The sequence below is a fragment of the Dactylosporangium vinaceum genome (assembly GCF_019904175.1).
GTDB classification, from domain to species: Bacteria; Actinomycetota; Actinomycetes; order Mycobacteriales; family Micromonosporaceae; genus Dactylosporangium; species Dactylosporangium vinaceum.
In genome coordinates this window covers 8,140,140-8,165,958 of record NZ_CP061913.1, presented here as the reverse complement: position 1 = coordinate 8,165,958, position 25,819 = coordinate 8,140,140, and the positions used below count along the sequence as shown (strand labels likewise).

The following is a 25,819-nucleotide window of genomic DNA, read 5'->3' as shown; positions in this document are numbered from 1 at the left end:
CCGCAGTTTAGGGTGCTCGGCATGGACCTGGAGGCGTATCTGCAGCGGCTGAGCTTCGCCGACCGCGGCGCCGACGAGGTCACGGAGCTGCTGATCGAGTCCACCGTCGAATGGGCGACGAGCCAGGGCTGGCGGGTGTACCGCCGCGCCGCCAGCGTGGTGCGTCTGCCCCCGCCGTACGAGCAGCAGTTCTCCGTTGTCGACGTGGGGATCGCCCGCCCGGACGGGCCGCCGCTCGTCGTGGAGGTCGACCACGCCGACCGCAGGCGCACCCTCGACAAGCTGGTCGCCGAGGCCGCCGCCGGGCGGGAGACCCTCTGGGTGCGCTGGGGCTCGGGGCGCTTCACCACGCCGCCGGAGCCGATCCGGCTCGTCCCGTTCCCGGTGATCTCGCGCCGCGGGCCGAGCGGCAAGCAGGTCCACTCGCACACGGGGGGCGGCGATCGGCCCGCGCCCGAGCACTCGGCGAGCGCGCCGGCCTTCGAGGTGGTGCCGATGGACGCCGGCCCGGACCCGGATCAGCCCGGTCAGTCCGGTCAGTTCGGGGGCTGAGCCCGGTACAGCTGCTCGAACAGCGGCATCGGGTCCAGGGAGGCGTAGGAGCGGACCCGGGTGGCGAAGTTCTCGGTGACGAGCAGGGCGGCGCAGTTGCGGTCGACGACGACGATCAGCGGGCGCTTGCGCGTCGGCGGCGCGAACGTGACGACGAAGCTCAGCTGGTCCGTGAACGCCACGCGCAGGCACGCCTGATCGGCCGGCGGGGCGGGCAGGCTGTTGAGCAGCCGCACGAACGAGGTCACGGCCTCCGCGCGGTGCAGGACCTCCGGTGGCGCGACAGTCGGGCCCGGGGTCTGCAGCAGCGTGTCGCAGCGGGTGACGGTGTCGGCGCCGTAGGCGATGAACTCGCCGCCGGCGTCCTGGGGCAGCGCGCCGCTGCTGAGGCGGGGGATCGTCGCGCAGTCGACGGCCTGGGCGCCGGGGCCGGAGACGACAGGCGACGGGTACGCGGACGGCGGCTCCATCGACGGCGAGGCCGACGGGTGCAGCGGCGGCGGGAGCCCGATCGCCGACTGGGATGCGACGAACGTCAATCCGGCCGCGGTCCCGGCCGCGACCAGCATGAGCGTGATCCTGGTGCGCATAACACTACGCAGTGTAGTCGTCTCCGGGCCGGACGTCCCGAAGACAGCGTGAGGTTGCACGGAATCCGCGTACTGTCGGTGATCGGACCTGACCGATGCACGACAGCGGGCTTGGCTCAGAATTGCCCGGTGAGCCCGACGCCCACCGCTGCCGCCGTCGTCATTCCGAAGCAGCGGACCCCGGAAACCGCCGGACCCATCGGCCCCGCATCGCCCGTCGGCGCCCCGTCGCGCAGCCGCCGGTTCGTGACGGCCGGACTCGTGTGCAGCGGGCTCGCGGTGATGCTGCTGGGATACCTGCGCATCGCCCGCGCCAACGGGACGAACGCGGACGGTGCGGCAAACGCCCTGCAGGCGTGGGACATCCTGCACGGCAACGCGTTCCTGGCCGGGTGGACGCTCAGCGACGTCTCCTTCTTCCCGACGGAGCTGATCCAGTACACCCTCATCGAGCTCTTCTCCGGTCTGCGCCCCGACGTCGTGCACGTGGCGGCGGCGAGCACCTATGTGCTGCTCATCGTGTTCGCGGCGCTGGCCGCCCGCGGGGATGCGACGGGCCGTGCGGCCTGGGTGCGGGTCGGTGTGGTCGTCGCGGTGATGCTGGTGCCGCAGCCGCACGCCGGGTGGTCGATCGTGCTGAACACCCCTGACCACACCGGCACCGGCGTGCCGCTGCTGCTCACCGCGCTGCTCGTCGACCGGCGGCCGGCGCTGCGCCGCTGGTGGCCGCTCGTCGTGACGGCGGTGCTGGCGGTGGCACAGATGGGCGACCCGCTGGCCATGTACATCGGCGCGATCCCCCTGGCCCTGGTCAGTGCCGTGCGCCTGGTCTGGTCCCGGCGCCGGGCCATGGTCGACGCGCACCTGCTGGTGGCCGCGGTCGCCTCGATCCTGCTCGCGCACGCGGCGGTGAAGCTGATCGGGCTGCTCGGCGGCTACCAGGTGCACCCGCCGATCGCGGAGTTCACGAAGCTCAAGGACGTCCCCGACCACCTCGACCTGCTGTGGCGCACGGTCGCCGTCGACTACGGCGCCTACTTCCCGTATCTCGGCGACGACTGGACAGTGCTGTTCTCCGCCGCCGCCGCGATCAAGTTCGCGCTGATGCTGACCGCCCTGGCCGCCACGCTCGTGACGATCGGGCGGCTGCTGCGCCGCGGCGGCGAGCCCGACCGGGTCGCGCAATGGCTGGCCGTCGCGATCGTCTTCAACCTGGCCGCGTATGTGGCATCGACACAGGCCGGGGACATGGCCAGCGCCCGCCAGGTCGTCGCGGTGCTGCCGTTCGGCGCGGTGCTCATCGCCCGGGTCCTCGCGGACCGGGTCCGGCCGTCCGCGGTGACCCGGTGGGTGGCCGGGGCGCTGGCGGCGGTGCTCATCGGCGCGTTCGCGGTGCAGACCGCGCTCGCCCGGCCCGCCCCGACCGAGGCCGCCGAGGTGGCGGCCTGGCTGGAGCAGCACGACCTGCATTACGGCGTGGGAGCGTACTGGGCGTCGAACACGATCACGGTGCAGACCGGCGGCCGGGTGCAGGTGGCCCCGATCGTGGACGAGGTGCCGCGGGCGTTCCACTGGGAGTCGCGCCGGGAGTGGTTCGACCCCCGCCGCCACGACGCCAACTTCGTGGTCGTCGACCGCGAGCTGGAGCGCTACGGCACCCTCAGCGGCGTGGTGCTACGCCTCGGTGCGCCGATCCAGCAGGTCGACTTCACGCGGTGGACGGTGCTGGTCTACGACCACGACGTCCTGCCCTATCTGCCCCGCCATCAGCTGGTCTGAGCCGCCGCCTCGGCCGCCCGCTTCAACCCTTCGGCCTCCATCCGGATGTACCGCCGGATCAGGCTCGAGTAGAGCAGCGTGACGACCCGGGCCAGGGGGCCGGCGAACGACAGCGTCAGCTCGGCCGTGCACGTGCCGTCGCCGTTGTCGCTCGCCCAGTGGCCGCCGACGTTGCGTACGCCCGGCGCCGAGTCGGACTTCCACTCGAAGCCGCCCGCGTCGACCTCGGTGACGGTCCAGGTGGCCGGGCGGAGCTTCGGCTGGGTGACGACGACGGTCTCGCCGACGGTCAAGGGCCCGGACCTGGAGCGGACCGCCGAAGACACGGAGGCGGTCCAGGAGGGCCACTCCTGAACCGCCTTCATGATGTCCCCGGCGACCGCGGCCGGCGCGGCGATGGTGATGGTGTCGCGGAAGTCGACGGTCATCCCCGCAGGGTACGACCGCCTAGCCGAGCTTCAGCCAGAGGGCGCCCAGAGGTGGGACGCGGATCGCCGCCGAGGCGGGCAACCCGTTGCGGGGCTCGCCCACGGCCTCGACGGACCCCATGTTGCCCACGCCCGAGCCGCCGTAGACGTCCGCGTCGGTGTTGAGGATCTCCAGCCAGCGGCCGGTGAACGGCAGGCCGATGCGGTACTCCTCGTGCGGGTGCGACGCGAAGTTCACCACGACCGCGACCACCGAGCCGTCGGCCCCCCAGCGCAGGTAGCTGAACACGTTGCTGCCGGAGTCCTCGTTGTTGATCCAGCGGAACCCGTCCGGGGTCGTGTCCTGGGTGAACAGCGCGGGCGTGTCGCGGTACACCTTGTTGAGGTCCTGCACCAGCCGCTGCAGGCCACCGCGCAGCGGATCGTCGGTCAGGCCCCAGTTCAGGCCCCGCTCCTCGCTCCACTCCTGCTCGTCGCCCAGCTCGCAGCCCATGAACAGCAGCTGCTTGCCCGGGAACGACCACATGTAGGCCAGCAGCGCGCGGGTGTTGGCGATCTTCTTCCAGAAGTCGCCGGGCATCTTGCCCACGAGCGAGCCCTTGCCGTGCACGACCTCGTCGTGGCTGATCGGCAGGACGTAGTTCTCGCTCCACGCGTAGACGGTCGAGAACGTCATCTGGTTGTGGTGGTACTGCCGGTAGATCGGGTCCTTGGCGATGTACGACAGCGTGTCGTGCATCCAGCCCATGTTCCACTTGAAGCCGAAGCCCAGACCGCCGGAGTCGGTGGGGCGGGTGACGCCGAGCCACGCCGTCGACTCCTCGGCGATCATCATGATGCCGGGGTGGTGCTTGTAGACGGTCGCGTTCGCCTCCTGCAGGAAGGAGATCGCGTCGAGGTTCTCCCGGCCGCCGTACTGGTTCGGGGCCCACTGGCCGTGCTCGCGGGAGTAGTCGAGGTACAGCATCGAGGCGACCGCGTCCACCCGCAGCGCGTCGGCGTGGAACTCGTCGCACCAGTACAGGGCGTTGGCGACGAGGAAGTTGCGGACCTCGCTGCGGCCGAAGTCGAAGATCAGCGTGCCCCAGTCGGGGTGCTCGCCGCGCCGCCAGTCGCCGTGCTCGTAGAGCGGGGTGCCGTCGAAGCGGGCGAGGGCCCAGGCGTCCTTGGGGAAGTGGGCCGGCACCCAGTCCAGGATCACGCCGATGTCGGCCTGGTGCAGCCGGTCGACGAGGTAGCGGAACTCGTCGGGCGAGCCGAACCGGGCGGTGGGCGCGTAGTAGCCGGTCACCTGGTAACCCCAGGAGCCGCCGAACGGGTGCTCCATCACCGGCAGGAACTCCACGTGCGTGAAGCCGAGGTCGGTGACGTACTCGGTCAGCTGATCGGCCAGCTCGGTGTAGCTCAGGCCGGGCCGCCACGAGCCGAGGTGGACCTCGTAGATGCTGACCGGCTGCTCGTGGCCGCGCCGCTCGGCCCGGGCGGCGCACCAGTCGCCGTCCTTCCAGTCGTAGGTCGAGCTGTAGATGACGCTCGCCGTGGCCGGCGGGATCTCGGTGTGCTGCGCGAGAGGGTCGGCCTTCTCGACCCAGTCGTTGTCGGGGGTCAGAAGCCGGAACTTGTACTTCTGGCCCGCGCCCGCGCCCGGGACGTACAACTCCCACACGCCGCTGCCGCCGAGTGAACGCATCGGCAGGCCGTCGTGCGGGCCCCAGCCGGTGAAGTCGCCGACGACGCGCACGCCGCGGGCGTTCGGTGCCCACACCGCGAACGCGACACCGCCCTCGTGGACCTGTGCCCCGAGCACCTTCCACAGCTTCTCGTGCCGGCCCTCCTGGATGAGGTGCAGGTCGAGCTCGCCGAGGGTCGGCAGGTGCCGGTACGGGTCGTCGGCAAGTGTGCCGTCGGCGTCGATGCGGTAGTCGGTGACGACGCCCGGGATCTCGGCCTCGAACACGCCCTCGCCGTGCACCTTCGTCATCGGATACCGCTCGCCGTCGACCACGGCCACCACGTCGGCAGCACCGCGGCGCAGCGCCCGCACGACCGTCACTTCGTTGTCCGTCTTGTCGACCGGATGGGCGCCGAGGATGCCGTGCGGGTTGTGGGCCCGGCCGGCGATCAGGTCGTCGAGATTCATAGGGGTATTCACCTTGTCGTCAGGTCGGAGCCGTTCACCATGCGCTCGATCGACTGCAGGGGGATGCGCAGCCAGCCGGGCCGGTAGCGCGCCTCGTAGGCGCTCTCGTAGACGGCCTTGTCCAGCTCGTAGGCGCGCAGCAGCGCCTGGTCGTCCCGCGGGTCGTATCCAGCGGCGGCAGCATAACCGTCGCAGAATGCGTCCCGGTTACGCTCGACCCATTGCCGGGCCCGGCGGGCGAGCTCATCGTCGTCCTCCTGGCCGAGCAGCAGCTGATGGGCCGCGTATTCGTAGGAGCGCAGCATGCCGGCGACATCCCGCAGCGCGGAGTCCGGCCGCAGACGCTCCTGCACCGGCACGCCGGGCTCGCCCTCGAAGTCGATGAGCAGCCACGACTCCGGGGTGCGCAGCACCTGTCCGAGGTGCAGATCCCCGTGGATGCGCTGGGTACGCACCGGCTCCTCGCCGAGCGAGCGGAACAGTGCCGCGATGTCCCCGGCCATGGGCCGCAGATCGGGCACCACGGCCAGCGCGGTGTCGAGCCGGGCCAGCATCGCCTCGACCGGCGGGGCCGCGCTCTGGGTGCCGAGCTCGTCGGCGAGGGTCCGGTGCACGTGGGCGACCGCCTCGCCGAGCCGGTTGGACTCGCCGGCGAAGTCGCCGCCGACGTCCTCCGGGTTGAGGTCGTGCTCGGCGTAGAGGTCGCGGGCGCTCGTCGTGGCCATGGCCCAGCCCTCGGCCGAGTTCTGCGCGTATTCGGTCACCATGGCCAGGGCCAGGTCGTCCTGCTCGATCGCGCCGAGCAGCCGGGCCACGTTCGGGCAGCCGGCGCGGGCCAGGACGCGGTTGAGCTCGAGGTCGGGGTTGGTGCCGGGCGTGACCCGGCGGAAGACCTTGAGGATCGCCGCGGTGTCGAACACGACGCTGCTGTTGCTCTGCTCGGCCCCGGTGATCCGGGCCGGCGCGTCGACCGGCAGCGCGACCCCGGGCTCGGGGATGAACCGCACCGCCTCGACGACCGCGCCGGTGTCGATGAGGGCGAGGATCCGTTGGGCGGAGTGCTCGTCGTAGAGGGCGTCGGAGGCGGTGCGGTCGCCGTCGGCGCCGATGAGGGCGGCCGCCGACAGCTCTGCGGCCACGTCGAGGTTCCAGCCGACGAATACCTGGTAGCGCTCCGACCCGCCGTCTTCGTAGTGCGCGTCGAGCAGCACGTGGTCCAGCCCGTCGGGCAGGTGGGTGACCACGGCCGGCTCGACGTGCGTCAACGTGCGGGTGCGCCCCGCGTACCACCGCTGATGCGGCAGCCAATCGGTGAACGGCAGAGAAGTCATGGCCATTCTCATCACCTCTCCGGTCAGTTCTGCTCTACCGGCGCGGTCAGCTGGAACCAGTAGAACCCGTGGCCCGGCAGGGTCAGCAGATACGGCAGCTGACCGATCGGCGGGAACTGGACGTGCCCCGTGAGCTCTATCGGCGTGTACCCGGCCCACGGCTGCAGGTTCAGCTCGATCGGCTGCGGGAAGCGCGACAGGTTGTTGACGCACAGCACGACGTCCTCATCGTGGATGCGCACGAAGGCCAGGACCGAGGGGTTGGAGCCGCCGAGCTCGCGGAACTCGCCGGCCGCGAACGCGTCGTGACGGCGGCGGACCTGCAGCATCGTGCGGGTCCAGTTGAGCAGCGAGGTCGAGCTCTCCTTCTGCGCCTCCACGTTCACCGACTGGTAGCCGTACACGTGGTCCTGGATCGCCGGCAGGTACAGCCGCCCGGGGTTGGCCTGGGAGAACCCGGCGTTGCGGTCCGGGGTCCACTGCATCGGGGTCCGCACGCCGTCGCGGTCGCCGAGCCAGATGTTGTCGCCCATGCCGATCTCGTCGCCGTAGTACAGCACCGGCGAGCCCGGCAGCGACAGCAGCAGCGCGGTGAACAGCTCGATCTGGTTGCGGTCGTTCTCCAGCAGCGGGGCGAGGCGGCGGCGGATGCCGACGTTGGCGCGCATGCGCGGGTCCTTGGCGTACTCCGCGTACATGTAGTCGCGCTCCTCGTCGGTGACCATCTCCAGGGTCAGCTCGTCGTGGTTGCGCAGGAAGATGCCCCACTGGCAGTTGGACGGGATCTGCGGCGTGTGGGCCAGGATCTCCGAGATCGGGAACCGGGACTCGCGCCGCACCGCCATGAAGATGCGGGGCATGAGCGGGAAGTGGAACGCCATGTGGCACTCGTCGCCGTCGCCGAAGTACTCGACCACGTCGGCCGGCCACTGGTTGGCCTCGGCGAGCAGGACCCGGCCGGGGAACTCGTCGTCGATGACCTTGCGGCAGCGGCGCAGGAACTCGTGCGTCTCCGGCAGGTTCTCGCAGTTGGTGCCCTCGGACTCGAAGAGGTACGGCACCGCGTCCAGCCGGAAGCCGTCGATGCCCAGGTCGAGCCAGAACCGCAGCACGTCGATCATGTCGCGCTGCACGTCGGGGTTGGCGTAGTTGAGGTCGGGCTGGTGGGAGAAGAACCGGTGCCAGAAGAACTGCCGCCGCACCGGGTCGAACGTCCAGTTGGACTCCTCGGTGTCCACGAAGATGACCCGGGCGTCGCTGTACGCCTTGTCCGTGTCCGACCAGACGTAGTAGTCCCCGTACGGTCCGTCGGGGTCGCGGCGGGACTCCTGGAACCACTGATGGGAGTCGGACGTGTGGTTCATGACCAGGTCGGTGATGACCCGGATGCCCCGCTTGTGCGCGGCGTCGAGCAGCGCCACGAAGTCCTCGACAGTCCCGAACTCCGGCAGCACTTTGTAGAAGTCCCGGATGTCGTACCCCCCGTCGCGCAGCGGGGAGTCGTAGAACGGCGGCAGCCAGAGGCAGTCCACGCCGAGCCACTGGAGATAGTCGAGCTGGCCGATGAGCCCCTTGAGGTCGCCCGAGCCGTCGGCGTTGGAGTCCGCGAAGGCCCGGACCAGGACCTCGTAGAACACGGCCCGCTGAAACCAGCTGTCGTCCGCGGGCAGGACCCGGGCCTGGTCGAAGTCGCTCGACGACGGGTGCTCGACTGTATCGCTCATGCCGCCACCTCCGCAGGCTCCGGCGTCGGCCCGAGCCGGAAACTGCGCCGATGTTTCGCGGCCACTCCGCTGCGCTCCGTACCGCTCATGCTCTGTACCTACCTTGCTGCCCGTCGGCCCCGGTGCGGGATCACCGGTGCCGATGCACCGTGAACACGTGTGCCGGCTCGTAGTAGGGGTCGAGCCGAACGGCGTTGTGCTGTCCCCACTCGAAGGTCGCGCCGGTGACCTCATCGCGAACCGTGAACCGCTCGTGCCAGTCGAACCCCAGCGCGGGCATGTCCAATGTCGTGTTACCCCACTGCACATTGTGTGAATCCAGTGACACGACGACCAGGACGGTGTCTTCGAGTCCGGTCGCCGGGTCGGTTTCGCGCTTCGACCAGCACAGCATCTGCTGGTTGTCGATGCCGTGGAAGACGGTGTTGCGCAGCCGCTGCAGCGCCTTGTGCTCCCGGCGCACCTGGTTGAGCCGGCGCAGGTAGGGCGCGAGCGACTCGCCGTTGCGCTCGGCGGCCTCCCAGTCGCGCGGGCGCAGCTGGAACTTCTCGTTGTCCAGGTACTCCTCGGCGCCCGGCCGCGGGATGTGCTCGAAGAGCTCGAAGCCCGCGTACATGCCCCAGGACGGGCTCAGCAGCGCCGCCAGCACCGCCCGGATCTTGAACATCGGCGGCCCGCCCTGCTGCAGATGGACCGGCAGGATGTCGGGGGTGTTGGGCCAGAAGTTGGGCCGCATGTAGTCCGCGGCCGCGATGAGCTGCTCGACGTACTCGCGGATCTCCCAGCCCTCGACGCGCCAGGTGAAGTACGTGTACGACTGGGTGAAGCCGATCTTGCCCAGGCCGTGCATCATCGCCGGGCGGGTGAACGCCTCGGCCAGGAACAGCACGTCGGGGTCGACCGCCTTGACCTCGCCGATGATCCAGTGCCAGAACCCGACGGGCTTGGTGTGCGGGTTGTCGACCCGGAAGATCTTCACGCCCTGGTCGACCCAGTGCAGTACCACCCGCAGGATCTCGGTGCGGATGCCCTCCGGGTCGTTGTCGAAGTTCAGGGGGTAGATGTCCTGGTACTTCTTCGGCGGGTTCTCGGCGTAGGCAATGCTGCCGTCGGCCCGGGTCGTGAACCACTCCGGGTGCTCGGTGACCCACGGGTGGTCCGGCGCGCACTGCAGCGCCAGGTCCATCGCGATCTCCACGCCGGCGTCGTGCGCGGCGGTGATGAACGCGCGGAAGTCGTCGAGGGTGCCGAGGTCCGGGTGGATGGCGTCGTGGCCGCCCTCGTCCGCGCCGATCGCCCACGGCGAGCCGACGTCCTGCGGGCCGGCGACGAGCGTGTTGTTCGGCCCCTTGCGGTGCTTGCGGCCGATCGGGTGGATCGGCGGCAGGTACACCACGTCGAAGCCCATGGCCGCGACCTGGGCCAGCCGCGGGGTGGCGGAGGCGAACGTGCCGTGCTTGACCGGCTTGCCGAGCTCGTCGACGACGGCGCCCTCGGAGCGCGGGAAGAACTCGTACCAGGCCGAGAACAGCGCCCGCTCCCGGTCGCACCACAGGGGCAGCTCGTCGGAGCGGGTCACCTGCTGGCGCAGCGGGTGCCGCCACAGCACGTCGGTGAGCCCCAGGGCCGGCGACACCCGGGCGAAGAGCGGGATGTCGGCGTCGGCCAGGGCGCCGGCCGCGCCGATGACCCGGCCGCGCTCCTCCGCGGGCATGTCCGCGGCCGCCGCGCGCAGCAGCTCGGCCCCCTCGACCAGGTCGTTGGCGAGGTCCTCGAGGCCCTGACCGGCGGCGATCTTCTTGGAGACGGCGCTGTGCCAGGTGAGGTACGGGTCGCTGAACGCCTCGATGGCGAAGCGCCACGCGCCGACCGCGTCGGGGCGCATCTCGCCGAGCCAGGAGTCGGTGCCGGTCGGGCCGGGGCGCAGCCGGTTGAACGGCCGCTCGGTGCCGTCGGGCGCGATGAGCACCACGTTGGTGCCCATCATCGCGTGGCCCTCACGGTAGGACACGGCGCTGACCGGGACGGCCTCGCCGACGACGGCCTTGGCCGCGAACCGGCCTCCCTCGATCTGCGGCGTGACGCTCTCGATGGGGAATCGCCGGCCGAGCCCGACCGCCGGCGCGCTGAACGACGCGGCCGGCGTTTCCGCCGTCTCCTGGGCCTCGACGGGCTCCGCAGACAGGGCGACCTCCGTCTCGGTCGGCTTGGTGGTCGCGATCTCGGTCTTGAGCGCCTCGGGGGGATTGCCCATGATCCTCACCGTATCGAATTGTCCGGGAGCCTGCAGGGCTCGTCTTGGTATTTGTCAGGGTTCGACGCGCTGACCCTTGCCCACCACGACGATGCCCCCTTCGGAGACCGTGAACCGTTGCCGGTCCCGCTCCAGGTCGACGCCGATCTCGGCGCCTTCGGGGACGATCACGTTCTTGTCGAGGATGGCGTTGCGCACCACGGCGTGGCGGCCGATGTCGACGCCCTCCATGATCACCGAGCCCTCGACGTGGGCCCAGGAGTGCACCTTCACGTTCGGCGAGACGACCGAGTTCTCGACGAGCGCGCCGGAGATCACGGCCCCGGGGGAGATCATCGAGCCGATCGCCCGGCCGACCCGCTCGCCCCAGCCGTGCACGAACTTCGCCGGCGGCCACGGGGTGTTGCCGGTGAGGATCGGCCAGTCGTAGTTGTACAGGTTGAAGACCGGCTGCACCGCTATGAGGTCCATGTTCGCCTCGTAGTACGAGTCGAGGGTCCCGACGTCGCGCCAGTAGCCGCGGTCGCGCTCCGAGCTGCCCGGCACCACGTTCGTGCTGAAGTCGTACACGGCGGCGTCGTTCTTCTCCACGAAGTACGGGATGATGTTGCCGCCCATGTCGTGCTTGCTCGACGCGTCCTGCGCGTCGCGGCTCACCGCGTCGATGAGCGCGTCGGTGGTGAACACGTAGTTGCCCATCGACGCGTAGATCTCGCCGGGGCTGTCGGCCAGGCCCTTCGCGTCCTTCGGCTTCTCCCGGAAGGCGCTGATCTGGCGGCTGTTCCCGACGCCACCAGGATTCTCGCCGACCTCGATCACGCCGAACTGGTCGGCCATCGCCAGCGGCTGGCGGATGCCGGCGACCGTCGCGGCCGCGCCCGACTCGATGTGCTGGCGCATCATCTGCTCGGGGTCCATCCGGTAGATGTGATCGGCGCCGAAGACGATGACGTAGTCCGGGCGCTCGTCGTTGATCAGGTTCAGGCTCTGGTAGATGGCGTCGGCCGACCCGGCGAACCAGCGCGGGCCGAGCCGCTGCTGGGCCGGCACCGGCGTCACGTAGTTGCCGAGCAGCGTCGACATCCGCCACGTCTTCGTCACGTGCCGGTCGAGGGAGTGCGACTTGTACTGGGTCAGCACGACCATCTTCAGATAGCCGCCGTTGGCCAGGTTCGACAGGACGAAGTCGATCAGGCGGTAGATGCCGCCGAACGGCACCGCGGGCTTGGCGCGATCCGTGGTCAGAGGCATCAGCCGCTTGCCCTCGCCTCCGGCGAGGACGATCGCGAGGACGTTCTTGGCAGCCATGGGCCAGACGCTAAACGTGTCCGGCGTGTTGCGCCAGACGAACAGCATTTAGTGTTTGGGGTGTGCGCGTAGATCTACTCACCCGAGAGTACCCGCCGGACGTCTACGGCGGCGCCGGTGTCCACCTGGAGTACCTGGCCCGCGAACTTCGCAACCTGCCGCTGGACGTCCGGGTGCACTGCTTCGGCGCGCCCCGCGACGAGGCCGGCGTGACGGGCTACCCCGACCCGGCCGGACTGGCCGGGGCCAATGCCGCCCTGCGCACCCTGGGCGTCGACCTCGAGATGGCGGCCGGGTGCGCCGGCGCCGACGTCGTGCACAGCCATACCTGGTATGCCAACCTGGCCGGGCACGTGGCGAAGCTCCTGCACGGGGTACCGCACGTCGTCACCACCCACAGCCTGGAGCCGCTGCGCCCGTGGAAGGCCGAGCAGCTCGGCGGCGGCTACGCGCTCTCGTCCTGGGCCGAGCGCACCGCCATCGAGGCGGCCGACGCGGTCATCGCCGTCTCGGCCGGCATGAAGGCCGACGTCCTGCGGGCCTACCCGGACGTGGACCCCGACAAGGTGCACGTCGTCTACAACGGCATCGACACCGCGCAGTACGCACCCGACAGCTCGATCGACGTCCTGGAGCGCCTCGGGATCGACCCGCTGAAGCCGAGCGTCGTCTACGTCGGGCGGATCACCAGGCAGAAGGGGCTGCCGTACCTGCTGCGGGCCGCCCGCTCGCTGCCGGCCGACACCCAGCTCGTCCTGCTGGCCGGCGCGCCCGACACACCCGAGATCGCGGCCGAGGTCACCGCCCTGGCCGACGAGCTCAAGGCGACCCGCACCGGCGTCGTCTGGGTGCAGGAGATGCTGCCGAAGCGCGAGGTCATCCAGGTCCTGACGCACGCGACGCTGTTCGTCTGCCCGTCGATCTACGAGCCGATGGGCATCGTCAACCTGGAGGCCATGGCCTGCCAGACCGCGGTGGTGGCCACGGCGACCGGCGGCATCCCCGAGGTCGTCGCCGACCGGGAGACCGGCCTGCTGGTCCCGATCGAGCAGGTCCCGGACGGCTCCGGCACCCCGCTGGACCCGGACCGGTTCGTGGCCGACCTCGCCGACGCGATGACGGCCCTGCTGGGGGACCCGGCCCGGGCGGCGGCGTTCGGGCGGGCCGGGCGGCAGCGGGCCGTCGACCACTTCTCGTGGGCGGCGATCGCCGACCGGACCCTGGCCGTGTATCAGTCGATCACATGATCGGTGATGAGCTGGGAGATGGCCTCCGGCTGCTCCACGTTCGCCAGATGGGCGGCGTTCGGTACCACCACTAACCGGCTCTTCATCGTCTGCCGCTTGATCAGCTCACCGTGCTCCGGGGGCGTGGCCGGGTCGTCCGCCCCCGCGATGACGAGCGTGGGGGCGGTGATGCGGACCAGGTCGGCGCGCAGGTCCATGGCGGCGATCGCCTCGCACCCGCCCGCGTAGCCCTCGGCCGGGCAGGCGGCGATCATCGCCCGGTACGGCGCCACCCGGGCCGGGAGCGCGGCCCGGAACCGGGGCGTGAACCACCGGCCGAGCACCGCGTCGGCGACCGGCTCCATCCCCATTGCCCGCACCTGCCGGGCCCGCTCCAGCCAGCCCTCGGCCGGCGGCTGGTGGGCCGAGGTCGCGATGACGACGAGCCGCTCGATGCGCTCGGGCGCGTGCGCGGCCAGCCAGAGGCCGACCATGCCGCCGAGCGAAGAGCCGCAGTAGGAGGCCCGCTCGATCCCGAGCCGGTCCATCATCGCCAGCACATCGCGGCCGAGATCCTGGATGCCGTACCCGCCGGGGCCGATCGGTGAGCCGCCGTGTCCCCGGTGGTCGTAGCGCACTACCCGCAGCCGGTCCCCGAAGCGCGGCAACTGGGGCTTCCACATGTCGAGGTTGCTGCCCAGCGAGCCGCCGAGCAGCAGGAAGGGCGCGCCGAGGGGGCCCGTGGTGCGTTGGAACAGCGTCGTTGCCGTCACCACGTTCTTGTATCACCCCGCTTCGCTGAGAGCGGAACGACCGGGGGCGCTTGTGGCGTTATCTTGGTTTCGGGGTGGTCGCGCCCACCCGCGCCCACCGGGCCAAGAGGCTTCGACTCAGCGCATCCTCCTTCGTGTTGCTTCGTGCGAGGGCGGGTGCGGATCGTCGCCCGCCCGGGAAGGCGTCGCTGTGTTCGAGCGTTTCACGGACCGGGCCCGCCGGGTCGTCCTGATGGCCCAGGAGTCCGCCCGCACCCTCAACCACAACTACCTCGGCTCCGAGCACCTGCTGCTCGGCCTGCTCATGGAGGGCGACGGCGTGGCCGCGGCCGCCCTGCGCGGCCTGGGCGTCACCCTGGAGGCGGCCCGCCGCGAGGTCGAGGAGATCGTCGGGCTGGGCTCGGTCGCCCCGGTCGCCCACATCCCGTTCACCCCGCGGGCCAAGAAGATCCTGGAGCTGGCACTGCGCGAGTCGCTGCGGCTGGGCCACAACCACGTCTGCACCGAGCACATCCTGCTCGGCCTGATCCGCGACGGCGAGGGCACGGCGGCCCAGGTCATGATCCGCCTGGGCGCCGCTCCCAACGCGCTGCGGGCCCAGATCATGGACGGCCTGACCGGGCACCCGTCGGCGGCCGCCCCGGCCGCGCCCGCTGCGTCGCCGACCCTCGACCAATTCGGCCACGACCTGACGGCCGACGCCCGCAACGGCGCACTGGACCCGGTGATCGGCCGCGCCGTCGAGATCGAGCGGGTCGTGCAGATCCTCACGTGCCGCCGCAAGAACAACCCGATCCTGACTGGCGACCCCGGCGTGGGCAAGACGGCCGTCGTCGAGGGCTTGGCCCAGCGCATCGCGGCCGGCGAGGTCCCGCCGTCGCTGGCCGGCCGCAGCGTCTACTCCCTGGACCTGGGCTCGCTGGTGGCCGGCTCCCGTTACCGGGGCGACTTCGAGGAGCGCCTGCGCAAGGTCATCAAGGAGATCCGCACGCGGGGCGACGTCATCCTCTTCATCGACGAGATCCACACCCTGGTCGGCGCCGGGGCCGCGGAGGGCGCCATCGACGCCGCCTCCCTGCTGAAGCCGCTGCTGGCCCGGGGGGAGCTGCAGACGATCGGCGCGACGACGACGGAGGAGTACCGCCGATACATCACCCGCGACGGAGCCCTGGACCGCCGGTTCCAGGCGGTGGTGGTGGAGGCGCCGACGGTACCGGAGTCGATCTCCATCCTGCACGGCCTGCGCGCCGGCTACGAGTCGCACCACGGCGTCACCTACACCGACGACGCCCTGACCGCCGCCGTCACCCTGTCCGACCGCTACGTGCCCGACCGCCGCCTGCCGGACAAGGCCATCGACCTGCTCGACGAGTCGGGGGCGCGGGCCGCGCTGGCCGCGCTCGCCGCGTCCGGCTCCTCCCCGGCCTCCCCGGACGCCCCGGCCTCCCCGGCTTCCCTGGTCGACCGCGGGCACATCGCCGAGGTCCTGGCCGCCTGGACCGGCATTCCGGTGGGCGAGCTGTCGGCCGACGAGGCGACCCGCCTGCTGGCCCTGGAGTCCTCCCTGCACCGCCGGGTGGTGGGCCAGGCCCACGCGGTGCGCGCGGTCGCCGCGGCGATCCGCCGGGCCCGCACGGGCCTGTCCGACCCGAAGCGCCCGACGGCGAGCTTCATCTTCGCGGGCCCCTCCGGCGTCGGGAAGTCGTCCCTGGCCAAGGCCCTGGCCGAGCACCTCTTCGGCACCGAGGACGCGCTGATCCAGCTGGACATGTCGGAGTACCACGACCACCACACCGTCGCCCGCCTGATCGGCGCCCCGCCCGGCTACGTGGGCCACGACGAGGGCGGCCACCTCACCGAACGGGTCCGCCGCCGCCCCTTCTCGGTCATCCTGTTCGACGAGATCGAGAAGGCCCACCCCGACGTCTTCAACACCCTGCTGCAGATCCTGGAGGACGGCCATCTGACCGACGCCCAGGGCCGCCGCACCGACTTCCGCCACACGATCGTCATCCTGACCACCAACCTGGGCACCGCCACCACGCCGGCCGGCTTCACCATGACGCCCCCGGCCTTCACCACCACGCAGGCCCTGACCACGACTTCTCCGGCCTCCACCACCGCGACCTCGCCGGCTTCCACCGCGACTCGCCCGGCCTTCGCCACCGACGTGGCCGGCCGCACCACCGACCCGCAGGCGCCGGCGACGACAGCCGTGGCCCGAGACCTGGACCGCCACTTCCGCCCCGAGTTCCTGAACCGCATCGACGAGGTCCTGGTCTTCCACCCACTGACAACGCAGCAACTGCTGGCAATAGTCGACCACCACCTGACCCGCGTCACCCTCGAACTGGACGCCCGCGGCATCACCCTGACAGTCACCGACACCGCCCGCCTCCACCTGGCCACCTCCGGCACCGACCCGAAGCTGGGCGCCCGCCCCCTGCGCCGAGCCGTCCAGCGAGACCTGGAGACGGAACTCTCCACCCTCCTCCTGGACGGCACCCTGACCCCAGGCACAACAGTGATCGTCGACATCGGGGAGCACGGCCTGACCTTCACTACGACCGCGGAGCCTGCCCGGGTTCCCGCATAGGGCCATCCCCGGCGCCCAAGGATGCGGCTTGAGCTTCGCCGCGACCTCGGAAACCTGGTCTGGCAGTTCCCGTGGGACGAGTGTTGGTTGGAGCTTCGGTCTGGTCTTCGCCGTGTTGTGGACGGCCGCCGGGCCGGTCGGCACCGGCTGGATCTCGTTTGTCGGCAGCTGGTCGGCGGAGGGCGGGCCCCGTACGCCGACGAGCTGATCGCCGTGGCCCGGCTGTCGTCGCTGGGCGGCCGGCCGGGAGCGGGAGGAGAGCCGGCCGCGCGGCGGGTGTGGCGGGACGATGTGCTGAGCTTGGCCGGTCAGTCCAGCACCGCATGCAACAGCCCGGCGATGATCGCGCCGGCCGTGATGCCGGCGGCCGGCCCGCCCACGGACTCGGCGGCGACACCGGCGAAAGCGGCGACACCGAGAATGAACGCCCAGCGCAGTGGAAGCCTCCGGCCGGGCTCAGCCGGGGCTGGTTCGGTAGGTCGTCTGGACACGGCGGGCTCCTTCATGAGGGTGGCGCATCGGCGCCGACGATGCGATGCAGGTCGTCTGGGCGGTGGACGGTCATCGAGTACGGATTGGTGGCGAGGATGCTGCGATCCCGCCAGTTCTTGATCACGCGGGCCACCGAGCTGGTGCCGCCGCCGACGTACGCGGCGAGGTCAGGCACGGGCAGCCGGGGAATCGTCACGCCGCCGTCGTCGGATGGGAGCCCGTAGCGCAGCGCGATCTTCAGCAGCACACGGGCCAGCCGCTGCGCCACGTTCATGGTGGCGGCGGCCACCCGGTCACGGCCGCTCTCCCGGGCCCGGGCCGTGGCCGTCTTCACCATCTGGTCGCGGACGACCGGATGACGGTCGAGGATGTCGGCGAACGGCTCCCGGGTGACGCGGTGCACCTCGACCCAGCCGATTGCCAGCGCGCTGGACGAGCCTGGCCTACGGTCGAGGCAGGCCGACTCGCCCAGAATGTCTCCGGGCCCGCGCAGCGCGAGTACCACCTGTTTGGACCCGGCTCGGGCGACGATCTTCACCAGGCCCTGGCGGATGATGAACACCTCGCCCGGCTCGGTTGCCGGAGTCAGGACCGGGCGGCGCGGAGCTATGCGGACAATCTCGCCGGCCGCGAGGAGGGCTGCCTGTGCGCCGGTCGTCAGATCATCCCAGTACGTCGGATCGGGTAGCGGTTCCATCGCGACCTCCCGGGCAGCGGCCGCCGTGCCATCCCGGCGGGCTCCAGGATGCGCAACGTGCTGTATCCATTGCGCAACGAAGTCGGTTAACGCGCAAGATTGCCGATTGGCAGCAATGTTGCGGAATCTTGCGCAATCTGAGTTACTGTGAGCGGATGTCCGGCACCGAGCCGTCGCAGGAGGTCAGCGCGCAGCTGCGGCAAATCCGGGAAGCCCGGGGACGCCGAGCCCGCGAAGTAGCTCATGAGCTGGGGTGGAACGCCAGCAAGCTGAGCCGCATCGAGAACGCGAAGTCGCGAGTCATGAGCGCCGACCTGGCGGCGCTGCTCGACCTCTACGGCGCCGACGACACCATCCGGTCGAGGCTGACGGCCCTCCTGGCCGGTGATCCGGCGGCCGGGTCTGCGGGCGCCGCCGTGCCGGCCGCCTATGGGGAGTACGCCACACTGGAGCGCACCGCCGAACGGATCTCTATGTATGCGGCAGCGGTCGTGCCCGGCCTGCTGCAGATACCCGAGTATGCCGCGGCCGTGATCGACGCGACGCCAGAGCCCGAGCCGGAGCTCGCGGAGGAGCGGCTGTCGCTCCGCCTGCAGCGGCAGGCCGTGTTCACCAGCCCCGTCGCCCTCGACGTGATCATCGATGAGGCCGTGCTGCGCCGGCCGGTCGGTAGCGCCGACATCATGCGTCGGCAGATGATTCGCCTAGGTGAATTCGTCGAGCGGCCGTCCACCACGATTCGCGTACTACCGCTCGCGGTCGGTGCGCACCCCGCGGTGACAGGACAATTCGCGATCCTGGACTTCGCCGCCGCCGCTGCAACTCCGCCGCACGTTTTCTGTGATGGTTTGACCGGCGGCGTGCTTCGTCACCTTCCGGATGAAGTGCACCGGTACCGCGCATGCTTTGCGGCGCTGCAAGAGCTGGCCCTGAGTGCCCAAGAATCGGCTGAAATTTTCGCCGCCACCCCTTAGTAAGGGGTCGGAAACCATAGGAGGGAATACCGGAAGATGAATCTTGCGCGGATTGAGAGTCTCGTGCGCTGGCGTAAGAGCAGTTACAGCTCCGACACGGCCAACTGTGTCGAATTCGCTGTACTGCCGGCCATCGGGATCGGGGTGCGAGACTCGAAGGATCCGGGCGGACCTGTGCTCGCCTGTTCGCCTGAGGCCTGGCGCGGCTTCGTCGCCGCCGTGCGCACGGGCGCTTTGCATTAGAACGCCTTCCACTGCGTCCGGTTGGTGACGGTCAGCTGCCGCCAACCGGAGCCGCGGCCCGCCGCAGCGCCGAGCGCAGCAGCTCCTCGGTTGCGCTGCCGGTCGGGTCCGTCTGGGTCAGCCGCTCGACGAGGGTGCGGTAGTGCTGGATCAGATCGGGGCGTCCCCGGACTACCGTGTTGCCCTGCTGCCACTCGAAGCACAGCACGCTGTCGGCACCGTCCGGATAGTCAAGCACGAGGAACGGTCCGAGCAGCCCCGGGTGCGGACCGATCCCGAATGGCGTGACGGTCAGCGAAACCGTCGGGTGGCCGTGTAGCTCCAGCAGATGCTCCAGCTGGCCGCACATGACGCCCGGGTCGCCGACCGGCCGGTGCAGGCACGACTCGTCGAGCACGAACGTCAGCCGCCGCGGTCGCTCCGCACGGAATGCCGTCTTCTGCCGCAGCATCCGGACGCGCACCAGGCGCTCGACGTCGGCGTGGGTCACGCCCTTGAGGCTCGTCGATTCGGTGAGCGCCGACGCATACGCCTCGGTCTGCAGCAGGCCGGGCACGAACATCGGATGGAAATGCACGATTTCGGTGGCCTCTTCCTCGGCCTCGATCAGAGCCAGATAGCCGTCCGGGACGGTGTCCGCGAATGCTTTCCACCAGCCGGTCCCGGATGTCGAGATATGCTCCACCCACGAGATTATAGCGCACTCAATCAATACGGGTGTCGATGTCATGAGGCGGGTGAGATTGTTTCCGCGGCCGATTCTGGTGGATGCGTAGCCATATGGGTTACCGGGTGGCGCTCAGAGGGCCAGGGCGGGGGCGTCGGACTCCTGGGCTCGTAGGACGACTATCTCGGAGGGGGCGACGGTGTGGGTGGTGGGGTCGTCGTCGTACGCGATGTCGTAGGACGTGGGCGAGCCCACGGTGGGCCAGTTGGCGCCCAGGATCGTGCCCTCGCGGTGGGGGGTTGTGCCGGGTTCGCGGACTCGGGTGCCGGGGGCGTGGCCGTCTTCCGCTACCACCAGGAGGGCGTCCAAGGTCTGGCGGACTCCCGTCCACGGGGCTGGGGCCACTTGGGGGTCGCCGGTCCTCGTCTCGGTCGGGGTGCAGAGGCGGCGGTGGGCGAGGGTGAGGAGGTCGGCGGCGTACCTGGTGGCGGGGTCCTGGTGGTGCTGAGCTGCCTCGAGGGCGGTGTCTATGCGGTTCCACCTCGCGGCGGGGTGGTCGCTCAGCAGGGTCCTGGCCGCTTTGTCCAGGTCGGCGCAGGTGGTGTCCACGGCGGTTTCTTCGCCCAGCTCGGCGGTCCAGGCCAGGTCCAGTGGGGAGGGGATCAGGCCCGGGTATTCGTGTGCCACCGCCAGGTAGACCATGGCCAGGAGTTCTGGGCGTAGGTCGCCGCTGTAGAAGAGGTGGCCGGCGGCTTCGGCCGATGGGAAGCGGTCGGTCAGGTGCCGGGCTCGGCCGGTGGGGATTCTGGCGGCGGTCCGGGTGGCGGCGAGCTTGTCGGCCGGGGAGCGAAGCTCGCGGGACAGGATTGTCCAGCGGCCCGGGGACAGGGCTGTGGGGTAGACGGTCCGGCCCGTGTTGGCCAGCGTCTCGCCGGGGGCCAGGGCGGCGGCAGCCAGTTGGCGGGCGGCTATCGAGTAGGCGACGCCGGTCTGGGCGGCGTGGGCCCGTACCGCTCGGCGGCGGGCCCGGTCGCGGCCGGTGCGGGATTTCGCTTTGGTGCGCGGCGATGGGGGAGTGGAGCTCGGCTGCGCGGCGCCGCTCCGGGGCGGTGCGTCCGCGTGCGGTGCGTCCGCGGGTGCTGAGTCCGCGGGTGGTGCGTCGGCGGTTGGTGCGTCCGCGAGTCGTGCGTCCGCGGGTGGTGCCTCTGCGCGTGGCACGTCGGCACGTGGTGTGTCTGGCTGAGCGGGGTTGCCTCCTATGCCGGGAGACGGGAGTGGGCCGGCGGCTTCGGGGTTGGCGTGTGGTGGTTGCTCGGGCATGGGGTCCTCCGGCGTTTACCCACGCTCGCACCGATCGGACGGTTGGTGGCTTTCCGCCGGGCTGGGGACACAGGGCAGCCCGAATCGGTGCGCTGAGTCGTTGCCTCTTGGCCTTCATCCCGGACGGCGTGGGCGGCCGGGTCAGGCTCGGGCAGGCGCAACTGCCTGGGCCACAGAATACCCGGCCCCGCTGCCGTGCGCCTGCCCCGCCTTCGCGTATTTCTGTCCTCAGAGGGTTACCAGGGATCGGATGGCCAGGGCCGAGCCGACGATCAGGACCAGGGCGGCGGTACCGTTCGGGGCCCACGCGGCCAGGCGTGCGGGTAGGCGCAGGCGGGTGGGCCGGCGCCAGCGATCGCGGATGCGGATCAGGAGGAGGCCGGCGGCGGTGAGGACGGCGGCCATGCCGGCGCCGTAGGCCAGCACCAGGAGGATGCCGAACCAGGTGCGACCCAGGCTTATCGCGCCCAGGAGCACGACAAGCGCTGACGGGCTCGGGACCAGGCCGCCGGCCACGCCCATGCCGACGATCGCCCAGCGGCTCGGCCGCCCAGGCGCGTGCGAGTGCGAGTGACCCGCCGCAAAGCCGTGGTCGTGCGAGTGGGAGTGGCCCGCCCCCGAGCCGTGGTCGTGCGAGTGGGAGTGACCCGCCGCAAAGCCGTCATCGTGTGAGTGGGAACGGTCCGCCGCAAAGCCGTGCGAGTGCGAGTGCGAGTGGGAATGCGCGTGGGAGTGGGCCGTGGTCAGGCGGCGGTTTCGTAGCATGCCCACGCCCACCGCCGCCACCAGCAAACCGCTCACCACGCCCAGCCAGGCCAGGACCGTCTCTCCCGCCAGGCCGGCGACAGAGGTCAGGAGCAGGCCCAGCGCCAGCACGCCGCCCGTGTGCGTCAGCGTGACCGTCGCGCCCACCGCCAGCGCATCGCGGGGTCGCCCCTGCCGGCCGGCCAGGTATGCGGCCATCACCGTCTTGCCGTGGCCGGGCAGCGCGGCGTGCGCGCCGCCCAGCACCAGGGCCAACAGCACGGCCAGGAAGCCGACCCACGGCGTCAAGGACCGCGACCCCACGAAGCCCCGCAGCGCCGCGTCCGCCCGCGAAAGCCACCAAGGCAGCGAAGACAGCGAAGTCGGTGAAGACAGCGAGGACGGCGAAGACGGCGAAGCAGGCGGAGACGAGGCCCCTCCGGGCGCCACGGACAGGTGCGCGGTCCGTACGTCCGGCGGCGAGCTCAGCAGATCGTCCGGATACGTGCGCAGACCGTCGGTGCGCGAGCCGGTCGGCAGCGGCGAGTCCACCAGGTGCACGCCCGTGGCCACCGCCGTCAGCTCGCGCCACCCCACGCGGTCGTCGCGGTAGTGAGTGGCCACGTCGACGGAGACCTGCCGGTCAAGTGGGGCCGGCGCCGCCAGCGTGCACGTCAGGCGGCTGGTGCGCAGGCCGCCGGAGCCGGGGGAGTACACAAGCGACGGCGAGGCCACCGAGAAGGCCAGCGGCGACCCGTCGACCCGCACCGCGAACGACGACCGGAACGCGTCGCACTCCGCCGCGGCGTCCAGCGACTCTTGCAAGGTCGGCAGCTCCGCGAAGTCGACAGTCACCGCCACCGTGACGTCGGACGGGGTGAACGACAGCGCCGCGAGCTGGTTGACCGAGAAGTTGCCGAGCGGGTGCGCTTCGGCGGCCGTTGCCGGCACCAGCAGTACCCCCGCGAACATGAGCACGAACAGCAGGAGACGCCTCATCGCAGACCCGCCAGCGTCTGCGTGGCGATCGGGGCGTCGACCGGGTTGAAGTGCGGGTTGAGGGAGAGCGCCAGCTGTAGCTGCAGGGCCGCGGTGACCCGGTCGCCGGCGCCGAGGGCGATCATCCCGTGGTGGAACGCGACAGTCGGGTCGAGCCGGCCCAGGGCCTCGGCCTTGCCGATGTACGGCACCGCCTCCGCCGACCGCCCGGCCGCGTGCAGGCTCCAGGCCACGGCGTCGGCGACCTCGGCGAACTGCCGGCGGTCCCACTCCCGCAGGGCGAGCTGCACGGCCTGCGCGGGCCGCCCGGCCGCCATCGCCAGGGCGGCCGCGCCGAGGTCGTCGGTGCCGCCGTTCGCGGCGAACAGCGTGTGCGCGGCGTCGGCGAGGGCCAGCGCCGGCGCCGGGTCGCGGCCGGCCGCCTGCAGGAGGCGGGCCTGCTCGACGAGCGCGTCGACGGTCGGGGTGCGGGCCACGACCCGGTCCAGATCGGCAAGTGCCGCGGCGAGGTCGCCGGCCGCCGCGTCGACCCGGGACCGCAGCTGCCACAGGCCGGCGGCCGTGTCGTCGGCGGCGAGGCCGAGCGCGACCTCGCTGGAGGCGGTGGCCACGTCACCCGCCGCCCACGCCAGCGACGCCAGGTGCTGATGGCAGAACGCGATGTCGGCCGGCTCCGTCGCCGCGGTGAGGGCCCGCCGCATGAGGTCGATCGCCTCGGTGCGCCGGCCGTGCTGCTCCAGGTCGTAGGAGGCCCGGGAGTACGACGTGAGACCCGGCTGCAGGTCCAGCATGTGCTGCACCGCGTCAGTGGCCTCGGCCGCCAGCCCGAGCTGCGTCGCGGCGTCGGCGAGCACGCCGTAGGCGGTGCCGGAGTACGGGTCGGCGGCGAGCGCCTGCCGGGCCAGTCCGCGGGCCGCGGCGAAGTCGTGGCGGGCGTTGGCCAGCGCGCCGAGCCCGGCCAGCGCCAGGGCGTTGCCCGGCCGCACCTCCAGCGACTTGTCGAGCGCGCCGGAGGCCTTCGGGTAGTAGGACGGGTCGGCGGTGGCCCGGGCCTGCTCGAGGTAGGCCGAGCCGAGCGCGGCCCAGGTGGTCCAGTCGCCGGGGACCTTGCGGAGCCGGTCCTGATAGGCGGCGATCGCCGCGGGAAGTTTCGCGGCCGGCCGTTCGGCACTGCCAAAAGCGGTTTCGGTGGTACTGCGGGTGCGCCCGACGAGCGCGCCGAGCCCGAACAGCAGCGCGGCGGCAAGTGCCACGGTCATGAGTCTGCGAAGTCGCACGGCGATCGCCTCCTTTCAGCAAGCGGCTCGGGTCAGGAGAGTGGGTTGTTGCGGCGCCGCCACCAGCCGACGAACAGCGTCGCGCCGAGCCCCGCGGCCAGGGCGGCGGTGCCGGCCGCCACCGCGGTCATGCCGGAGCCGGACTCGAACGCCGACGGCTTAGCGTCGACCGAGCCGCCGACCGAGCCGGGCGCCGGCGCGGCCGACGACGCTGCGCCACCCGGGGCGGACGACGAGGACGCCTTCGTGGTGTTGGGCAGCGCGACGTACGGGAACGAGTCCCCGAATGCGCTGTCGTTCGCGTCGACCTTGTCGCCGGCCGCCAGCGCGTCGACGAGCGTGCCGGTCTGGGCCGCGCCCTCGACGGCCTGCAGCGAGATGTCCACGACGTCGTCGGCGAGCCGGCGGCCGTTCGGGAAGCCCTGCAGGTCACCGGCGAGCACCCCGAGCCGGTTCGGCCGCGCCGTCACCGGCACGCCCAGGTTGAGCCGCAGCATCTCCGACGGCTTGAAGCCGGCCGGGTCGACGTCGGCGTTGTTCAGCTGCGAGTTCAGGTCGGCCTTGATGGGGCCGTTCGCCTTCGTCGTGATGCCGGTCAGGAAGATCTCGACCAGGTCGTTGCGCGGGGCGGGCGGCGCCGGGACCTTGTAGATGCCCTCGATGAGCCGGGGCAGCTCGGGATCGGTCACCCGGGCCACGACGGCCGGGATGCCGGCGTCCTTGTCGGGGCTTATCGAGTTGAACGCGTCCTTGAGCGCGGCCGGCACCACGACCTCGTTCACCAGCGGGTTGCCGAGGCGGGACACCTGCACCCGCTCGCCGGTGCGGATGTCGGCCGCGGCGCCGGTGGCAGCCTTGTCGGCCGAGTTTCCGGTGATCCTGGTCCGGGCCCGCTCGGTGGTCGTCCACACGCCGATGACCGGGTTGCGCTTCGGATCGCCCTTGAGCGCCACATCGGTGAACGGGACCTGCAGGGCGATGGTGTTGACGTTGTACCCCTGCAGCGTGTCGCGCCCGACCTCGCTCAGGTCACCGCCGTAGAGCAGGTCGAACACTCGCAGATCCAGGTAGAACGGGTCGTCGGCCTGGCCGGCGAACGTGTTCCAGCCGCCCGGGAGGCGCTTGTTCGCGTCGCCGCGCAGCTTCGCGTAGTCCGGCATCGTCGCCCGGCCCACCCGGGACGGGGCGACGGGCGCGCCGGTGACCCTCGTCTTCCACGGCTCACCGTGGAACGAGGACTCGAGGGTGTAGGTCTGGCGGAACAGCAGGTTCTCGTCGTCGAGCGACGTGACCGGGCCGTTGGCGTAGAGGAAGGTGTCGCCGCCGCGCTTGTCGACGTTGCTGAACGTGTAGCGGAACACGGCGTCGGCCTTGGCGTCGCCGTCGCTGTCGACGTTGATCAGGTACGCCGCGTCGGTCGCGAACGGGAAGAAGTTCGGGCCGCCGTCCGGGTCCTCGAACGGCTGCCAGTTGGCGATGAACGTGACGTAGCCGGCCCGCTCGGGGCTGGCGAACGCGTAGAGGTCGGTGTTGTCGACCGCCGGGTCGGCCGCGATGAGCGGGGCCTCCCGGTGGCTCGACGCCGCTGAGCCGACGGGCCCCAGGCCGGCCAGCGCGACACCGCCGGCCAGCACCGTGGCGGCGCCGGCCCGCAGGACGGTAGCGAATCGCATCTGTGTGGTCCTCCCACATCGTGGCGGTCCGG

General features: G+C 71.1%; 21 protein-coding genes. 6 read left to right on the top strand and 15 right to left on the bottom strand.

The features are described 5' to 3' along the window. Positions 1 to 21: 21 nt before the first annotated feature. Positions 22 to 552 (top strand): hypothetical protein, encoded by a 531-nt coding sequence (locus Dvina_RS36645; RefSeq protein WP_223093992.1) that lies wholly within the window; start codon positions 22 to 24, stop codon positions 550 to 552. Here Dvina_RS36645 and Dvina_RS36640 read toward each other — a convergent pair. After that, on the bottom strand, positions 537 to 1,142 hold the full coding sequence (locus Dvina_RS36640; protein ID WP_223093990.1) for a hypothetical protein: 606 nt from the start codon (positions 1,140 to 1,142) through the stop codon (positions 537 to 539). The genes Dvina_RS36645 and Dvina_RS36640 overlap by 16 nt on opposite strands. A 129-nt stretch (positions 1,143 to 1,271) precedes the next feature. On the opposite strand from Dvina_RS36640, the gene Dvina_RS36635 reads away from it, so the two are divergent. Next, the gene (locus tag Dvina_RS36635; protein ID WP_223093988.1) at positions 1,272 to 2,921 is read left to right on the top strand and encodes a hypothetical protein; all 1,650 of its coding nucleotides are present in this window, start codon (positions 1,272 to 1,274) and stop codon (positions 2,919 to 2,921) included. On the opposite strand, the gene Dvina_RS36630 is transcribed toward Dvina_RS36635, so the two are convergent. The 6 genes from Dvina_RS36630 to glgC all read right to left on the bottom strand — a co-directional run bounded on the left by Dvina_RS36630 (position 2,909) and on the right by glgC (position 12,106). Beyond that, entirely contained in the window at positions 2,909 to 3,349 is a 441-nt protein-coding gene (locus Dvina_RS36630; RefSeq protein WP_223093986.1) for an SRPBCC family protein, read from the bottom strand. The two genes, Dvina_RS36635 and Dvina_RS36630, sit on opposite strands and share 13 nt — an antisense overlap. 19 nt (positions 3,350 to 3,368) lie before the next feature. Continuing rightward, entirely contained in the window at positions 3,369 to 5,489 is a 2,121-nt protein-coding gene (glgB, locus tag Dvina_RS36625; RefSeq protein ID WP_223093984.1) for a 1,4-alpha-glucan branching protein GlgB, read from the bottom strand. Between the two features lie 8 nt (positions 5,490 to 5,497). Continuing rightward, positions 5,498 to 6,826 (bottom strand): maltokinase N-terminal cap-like domain-containing protein, encoded by a 1,329-nt coding sequence (locus Dvina_RS36620; protein ID WP_246655562.1) that lies wholly within the window; start codon positions 6,824 to 6,826, stop codon positions 5,498 to 5,500. A 17-nt stretch (positions 6,827 to 6,843) separates the two neighbouring features. Beyond that, the gene (treS, locus tag Dvina_RS36615; protein WP_223093979.1) at positions 6,844 to 8,544 is read right to left on the bottom strand and encodes a maltose alpha-D-glucosyltransferase; all 1,701 of its coding nucleotides are present in this window, start codon (positions 8,542 to 8,544) and stop codon (positions 6,844 to 6,846) included. A gap of 130 nt (positions 8,545 to 8,674) precedes the next feature. Beyond that, positions 8,675 to 10,798 carry an alpha-1,4-glucan--maltose-1-phosphate maltosyltransferase gene (locus Dvina_RS36610; protein WP_223093977.1) on the bottom strand — a complete coding sequence of 708 codons (2,124 nt, stop codon included), beginning with the start codon at positions 10,796 to 10,798 and terminating at the stop codon, positions 8,675 to 8,677. 54 nt (positions 10,799 to 10,852) lie between these two features. After that, a complete protein-coding gene (glgC, locus tag Dvina_RS36605; protein WP_223093975.1) occupies positions 10,853 to 12,106 on the bottom strand; it encodes a glucose-1-phosphate adenylyltransferase in 1,254 nt (417 codons plus the stop codon). A 62-nt stretch (positions 12,107 to 12,168) separates the two neighbouring features. Between glgC and glgA the strand changes: the two genes are divergently transcribed. Beyond that, the gene (gene glgA, locus Dvina_RS36600; RefSeq protein WP_223093973.1) at positions 12,169 to 13,353 is read left to right on the top strand and encodes a glycogen synthase; all 1,185 of its coding nucleotides are present in this window, start codon (positions 12,169 to 12,171) and stop codon (positions 13,351 to 13,353) included. Here glgA and pcaD read toward each other — a convergent pair. Further along, the gene (gene pcaD, locus Dvina_RS36595) at positions 13,338 to 14,105 is read right to left on the bottom strand and encodes a 3-oxoadipate enol-lactonase (RefSeq protein ID WP_246655561.1); all 768 of its coding nucleotides are present in this window, start codon (positions 14,103 to 14,105) and stop codon (positions 13,338 to 13,340) included. The two genes, glgA and pcaD, sit on opposite strands and share 16 nt — an antisense overlap. A gap of 190 nt (positions 14,106 to 14,295) precedes the next feature. On the opposite strand from pcaD, the gene Dvina_RS36590 reads away from it, so the two are divergent. Then, the gene (locus Dvina_RS36590; RefSeq protein WP_223093971.1) at positions 14,296 to 16,701 is read left to right on the top strand and encodes an ATP-dependent Clp protease ATP-binding subunit; all 2,406 of its coding nucleotides are present in this window, start codon (positions 14,296 to 14,298) and stop codon (positions 16,699 to 16,701) included. Between the two features lie 308 nt (positions 16,702 to 17,009). Here Dvina_RS36590 and Dvina_RS36585 read toward each other — a convergent pair whose 3' ends face one another. Together Dvina_RS36585 and Dvina_RS36580 are read right to left on the bottom strand one after the other, a co-directional pair. Then, positions 17,010 to 17,192, bottom strand: coding sequence for a hypothetical protein (locus Dvina_RS36585; protein ID WP_223093969.1), 183 nt, complete (start codon positions 17,190 to 17,192; stop codon positions 17,010 to 17,012). 11 nt (positions 17,193 to 17,203) lie between these two features. Beyond that, positions 17,204 to 17,890 (bottom strand): Crp/Fnr family transcriptional regulator, encoded by a 687-nt coding sequence (locus tag Dvina_RS36580; RefSeq protein ID WP_223093967.1) that lies wholly within the window; start codon positions 17,888 to 17,890, stop codon positions 17,204 to 17,206. 155 nt (positions 17,891 to 18,045) lie between these two features. On the opposite strand from Dvina_RS36580, the gene Dvina_RS36575 reads away from it, so the two are divergent. After that, a complete protein-coding gene (locus Dvina_RS36575) occupies positions 18,046 to 18,864 on the top strand; it encodes a helix-turn-helix domain-containing protein (protein ID WP_223093965.1) in 819 nt (272 codons plus the stop codon). 36 nt (positions 18,865 to 18,900) lie between these two features. After that, positions 18,901 to 19,107 carry a DUF397 domain-containing protein gene (locus tag Dvina_RS36570; RefSeq protein WP_223093963.1) on the top strand — a complete coding sequence of 69 codons (207 nt, stop codon included), beginning with the start codon at positions 18,901 to 18,903 and terminating at the stop codon, positions 19,105 to 19,107. A gap of 31 nt (positions 19,108 to 19,138) precedes the next feature. Here Dvina_RS36570 and Dvina_RS36565 read toward each other — a convergent pair whose 3' ends face one another. The 5 genes from Dvina_RS36565 to Dvina_RS36545 all read right to left on the bottom strand — a co-directional run bounded on the left by Dvina_RS36565 (position 19,139) and on the right by Dvina_RS36545 (position 25,787). Next, positions 19,139 to 19,837 carry a DUF5753 domain-containing protein gene (locus tag Dvina_RS36565; protein WP_223093961.1) on the bottom strand — a complete coding sequence of 233 codons (699 nt, stop codon included), beginning with the start codon at positions 19,835 to 19,837 and terminating at the stop codon, positions 19,139 to 19,141. Between the two features lie 69 nt (positions 19,838 to 19,906). Next, positions 19,907 to 20,992, bottom strand: a complete 1,086-nt coding sequence (locus tag Dvina_RS36560; RefSeq protein WP_223093959.1) for a hypothetical protein — start codon at positions 20,990 to 20,992, stop codon at positions 19,907 to 19,909. Positions 20,993 to 21,322: 330 nt separating this feature from the next. Further along, the gene (locus Dvina_RS36555; RefSeq protein ID WP_223093958.1) at positions 21,323 to 22,837 is read right to left on the bottom strand and encodes a nickel/cobalt transporter; all 1,515 of its coding nucleotides are present in this window, start codon (positions 22,835 to 22,837) and stop codon (positions 21,323 to 21,325) included. Next, complete coding sequence (locus Dvina_RS36550; protein ID WP_223093956.1) at positions 22,834 to 24,114, bottom strand: tetratricopeptide repeat protein; 1,281 nt, start codon at positions 24,112 to 24,114, stop codon at positions 22,834 to 22,836. Before Dvina_RS36550 ends, Dvina_RS36555 begins: the two co-directional genes overlap by 4 nt. 32 nt (positions 24,115 to 24,146) lie before the next feature. Next, complete coding sequence (locus tag Dvina_RS36545) at positions 24,147 to 25,787, bottom strand: DUF4331 domain-containing protein (protein WP_223093954.1); 1,641 nt, start codon at positions 25,785 to 25,787, stop codon at positions 24,147 to 24,149. Positions 25,788 to 25,819: the final 32 nt, after the last annotated feature.

Coding starts and splice junctions, on each gene's coding strand:
- Dvina_RS36645 (WP_223093992.1), top strand. CDS start 22: ATGGACCTGGAGGCGTATCTGCAGCGGCTGAGCTTCGCCGACCGCGGC.
- Dvina_RS36580 (WP_223093967.1), bottom strand. CDS start 17,890: ATGGAACCGCTACCCGATCCGACGTACTGGGATGATCTGACGACCGGC.
- Dvina_RS36575 (WP_223093965.1), top strand. CDS start 18,046: ATGTCCGGCACCGAGCCGTCGCAGGAGGTCAGCGCGCAGCTGCGGCAA.
- treS (WP_223093979.1), bottom strand. CDS start 8,544: ATGAGCGATACAGTCGAGCACCCGTCGTCGAGCGACTTCGACCAGGCC.
- glgC (WP_223093975.1), bottom strand. CDS start 12,106: ATGGCTGCCAAGAACGTCCTCGCGATCGTCCTCGCCGGAGGCGAGGGC.
- Dvina_RS36555 (WP_223093958.1), bottom strand. CDS start 22,837: ATGAGGCGTCTCCTGCTGTTCGTGCTCATGTTCGCGGGGGTACTGCTG.
- Dvina_RS36545 (WP_223093954.1), bottom strand. CDS start 25,787: ATGCGATTCGCTACCGTCCTGCGGGCCGGCGCCGCCACGGTGCTGGCC.
- Dvina_RS36620 (WP_246655562.1), bottom strand. CDS start 6,826: ATGGCCATGACTTCTCTGCCGTTCACCGATTGGCTGCCGCATCAGCGG.
- glgB (WP_223093984.1), bottom strand. CDS start 5,489: ATGAATCTCGACGACCTGATCGCCGGCCGGGCCCACAACCCGCACGGC.
- Dvina_RS36610 (WP_223093977.1), bottom strand. CDS start 10,798: ATGGGCAATCCCCCCGAGGCGCTCAAGACCGAGATCGCGACCACCAAG.
- Dvina_RS36640 (WP_223093990.1), bottom strand. CDS start 1,142: ATGCGCACCAGGATCACGCTCATGCTGGTCGCGGCCGGGACCGCGGCC.
- Dvina_RS36565 (WP_223093961.1), bottom strand. CDS start 19,837: ATGACATCGACACCCGTATTGATTGAGTGCGCTATAATCTCGTGGGTG.
- Dvina_RS36630 (WP_223093986.1), bottom strand. CDS start 3,349: ATGACCGTCGACTTCCGCGACACCATCACCATCGCCGCGCCGGCCGCG.
- Dvina_RS36570 (WP_223093963.1), top strand. CDS start 18,901: ATGAATCTTGCGCGGATTGAGAGTCTCGTGCGCTGGCGTAAGAGCAGT.